The organism is Thermogemmatispora sp. (genome assembly GCF_019683755.1).
Classification (GTDB): Bacteria; Chloroflexota; Ktedonobacteria; order Ktedonobacterales; family Ktedonobacteraceae; genus Thermogemmatispora.
On record NZ_JADGHT010000413.1, the window covers coordinates 1 to 3,594 of the forward strand.

At 58.4% G+C, this 3,594-nt stretch carries 2 protein-coding genes; one reads left to right on the plus strand and one right to left on the minus strand.

The genetic code is table 11. The features are described 5' to 3' along the window. Positions 1–51 precede the first annotated feature (51 nt). Complete coding sequence (locus IRZ24_RS18090) at positions 52–1,917, plus strand: serine/threonine-protein kinase (protein WP_297167391.1); 1,866 nt, start codon at positions 52–54, stop codon at positions 1,915–1,917. A 142-nt stretch (positions 1,918–2,059) separates the two neighbouring features. Here IRZ24_RS18090 and IRZ24_RS18095 read toward each other — a convergent pair whose 3' ends face one another. Then, positions 2,060–2,950, minus strand: a complete 891-nt coding sequence (locus IRZ24_RS18095) for a DNA methyltransferase (RefSeq protein WP_297167388.1) — start codon at positions 2,948–2,950, stop codon at positions 2,060–2,062. Positions 2,951–3,594: the final 644 nt, after the last annotated feature.

The following is a 3,594-nucleotide window of genomic DNA, read 5'->3' on the forward strand; positions in this document are numbered from 1 at the left end:
TCTACACCGTATAATTCGTGGGCTGCGTCAGATGTGTATAAGTGACTGCTGCTGGGCAAGGGCGGGATGGGAGCAGTCTATCGCGCTCAGGATACCCAGTTTGGCGATCGTGCAGTGGCGATCAAAGAGATGAGCCAGAGCGGTCTTAGCCCGGATGAGATCGCTGAAGCAACAGCAGCCTTTAAGCAAGAGGCCCTGCTCCTGGCAAATCTGATGCATCCCAATTTGCCACGCATTTACGATCACTTCTCCGAAGAGGGGCAGTGGTATCTGGTTATGGATTTCATTGAGGGCGAGTCGTTGGAGCAATACTTACTGCGCTGGCAGCGAGAGCATCCCAATGGTCCGCCCGGACTGCCGATCGCTGAGGTACTGGATATTGGCATTCAGCTTAGCTCGGTCCTCGGCTATCTCCATAGCCGCCAGCCGCCGATCATTTTCCGTGATTTGAAGCCGAGCAATGTGATGCGCACCGCTGAGGGCCATCTCTACCTGATCGATTTCGGTATCGCCCGCCATTTTAAACCAGGTCAGGTGCGCGATACACGCGCTTTCGCCTCTTGGGGCTATGCCGCTCCCGAGCAATATGGCAAAGCGCAGACGACGCCGCGCTCTGACGTCTATAGCCTGGGTGCGACCCTGCACCATCTGCTGACCGGCCAGAATCCTACCCAGTCGCCTTTCCGCTTCACGGCCATGCACTCCTATACGCAGCCGCTGGAGTACGAGCTAGAGAAGCTGATTATGTTGATGGTGAGCCTGGATGAGCAGCAGCGTCCTGCCTCGATGATGGCCATCAAGCAGGAGCTGCAACGTATTGCGGCCCTCCAAACCAGTAGCCAGCTTGTTAATCAGTCGCAGACACTGCCTTCGCTGACGACGGCCACGCCAGAGGTGTCTGCCGCCTCTTCAGTCATGCCTGCCGGAGCCGATGCCAGTGTGACCCCCCCTGCTGAGGAGTCGGCATCGACGCCCTCACCCGGCGCCTCTTCCATTACGCCGCGCCTGGAGATGTCTTCCTCGACGCCGATGCCCGGGCGGCGTCTCTATACCTACAGCGGCCACAGCGAGCGGGTCTTTGCTCTGGCCTGGTCTCCCGATGGAAGGCGCGTGGTCTCCGGTGGTTACGATCATACCCTGCAGGTCTGGGACGCTACTACGGGACGGGAGATCTTTGCTTATCGCGGCCATCAGGAGCCGGTACGTACCGCCGCCTGGTCGCCCGACGGCACCTATATCGCTTCAGGCAGCAACGATCACAGCGCTCATGTCTGGGAAGCTGCCAGCGGACGGCGCGTGACGACCTTCCGCGGCCATCAGGATTCCGTGATCTCTTTGAGCTGGTCCCCCGATGGTCGCCTGATTGTATCGGCCAGCCTGAGCAAGCAGGCCATTGTCTGGGAGGCTCTGACAGGCAAGCGCGTGGCGACCTTGCGCGGCCATACCAGCCTGGTGAGCGCTGTAGCCTGGTCTCCTGACGGGACACGCATCGCCTCCGCCAGCCTTGATAAGACGGTACGCATTTATGACATTAGCTCCTGGGAGGCCATTTTTGTCTACCAGGGCCACTCCGACAGCGTCACAACCTTAGTTTGGTCGCCTGATAGTACGCGCATTGCCTCCGCCGGCGAAGATAAGACTGTTCAGGTCTGGGATGCTACGAACGGGCACCATATTCTGACCTATACCAATCATAGCGATGAGGTCACGGCTCTGGCCTGGTCCCCCGATGGCTCGCGCATTGCCTCCGCCAGCGAAGATAAAACTGTTCAGGTCTGGGACGCGAGCAGCGGCGACCATCTCCTGACCTACAGTGAGCACCCCGAAGATGTGAACGTCGTAGCCTGGTCGCCCGATAGTACGCGCCTGGCTTCCGCCGGTGATGATGGTCAGATCCATGTCTGGCAAGTCACTTGAGCGAGCGCGATGGGCCAGGAGACCGGGCGTTCGCCTGGCTCCTTGGGCCACCGTTGTAGTCGCCGTCTGCCGGCAGCCATCGCCATCCCGCCCGTGTCTCGCCTTGAACGGAAGAGGGCACGGGCTTTTCGCTGTCTTGCCCTCACTCAGGTTTCCAGAAATCAAGAAGATACTCAAAAGTGGTGCCCATTGTGATATAGTTGCTGGGCCAGCCAAAGATGCCAACGCGATTGACAATGTTAGTACGATCCCAAATGATAATGTTGCGTAACTCGTAACCAGCTAGACGCAAGGCCTCAATGACGGCCATGTGGATGGTAATGCGATGGTTCTCCCACCACATGTCGGTGACGTTGACTACACAGTGAGCCCGTTTCTTCAGCAAAGGCAGCAACCCGCTGAAGATCTCACGCATGGCCTGGGCGTAGGCCCCTAGCTCTAGAGTGCCCAGGTCCTCCGGAAGCTGGCTATATTGCTCAATGCGGTGGTATTGGTCGTTCTTGCGTGCCTGACCACGCCGACTCTTGTTGAGACGCGCACGGTTAAGCAAATTGGCATAGGGAGGCGAGGTTACAATACAGGCGACGCTCTCGGGATCCAGGTACAAGGGGATGTTGCGCGCATCGTCGTGCAGGGCAAGCTGACGGGTCTGGGCGAGCTGCGGATCATTGGAGATCGGTTCACGGCTAAGACGCTCATGCGCTAGAGCCACATAGTCAGGATGGATGTCAAAGCCAACAGCGTTGCGTCCAACGTCGCGGGCCGCAATGAGAGTGGTGCCGCTGCCCATGAAGGGGTCTAGGACCAGCTCACCACGATGGGTGAACAGCTCAATACAGCGCCGCGCCAGGGCGATAGGGAAGGTCGCCGGATGTTTCTGTTTGTCGCGAATATCACGCTTCTCATAGGAGAACTGCCAGACGCCCAGTTGGCACTTGATCCATTCTTTGGGCGTCAAGCAGTTGAGATGAGAGGGATCACAGCGGCAGGTACGTTGGCCAGCAATCGTCAGCTTCTTTGGTTGGGTTTCCATACAGACACGCCGCTGGGAACCCCTGGATACATCCAGGGGAGGAAGGCGGCTCCCTCCTTGCTCTCCGCATGGGGTCGACGCTTCAGTCTCTCTCATGGTATCCTTCTTCTCGTGAGGCCCAAGGCACTGACCGGCGGTCAGTCAGCAACGGCTTCGCCTCACATCACAGGGAGAGGACAGGTCCACCCAGCCAATGCCGCTATACTGTCCGGCGGGGCAGTGGGCTGCCGTTCATCAACCTTGCAGCCCGGGCTAACACGGCCACGGGTCAGCCCCGGCTTGAGCCAGGGGTCGTTGACAACCAGGATATCTGTCTCTCTCTTTCCACTCCCCCCGCTCGCACGGAGACAGGCAGGGTACAGCATGACACAGGCAGCAGAGACCTGGACCAACAGTCCACTGCTTACTTGCTGGCCAGCCGGGTAGCTTCTGGCCGGATCGATCTATCGACCTATTCTTCTATTATTCTACCTCCTCTCCATACTACGTTCTCTCTCTGCCCTCTTGCGTCCAACAATGATCTGCTTGGTACCTTTGCCGAAAGGCCGCCGCTCGTAATCACCATAGATAGCCTCTACCGCAAAGCCGCTGGCCAGAAAGAGTAGCTGCAGCTCACGCGGAAAGTACATATGTAGGTCGAGTTG

Coding starts and splice junctions, on each gene's coding strand:
- IRZ24_RS18095 (WP_297167388.1), bottom strand. CDS start 2,950: ATGGAAACCCAACCAAAGAAGCTGACGATTGCTGGCCAACGTACCTGC.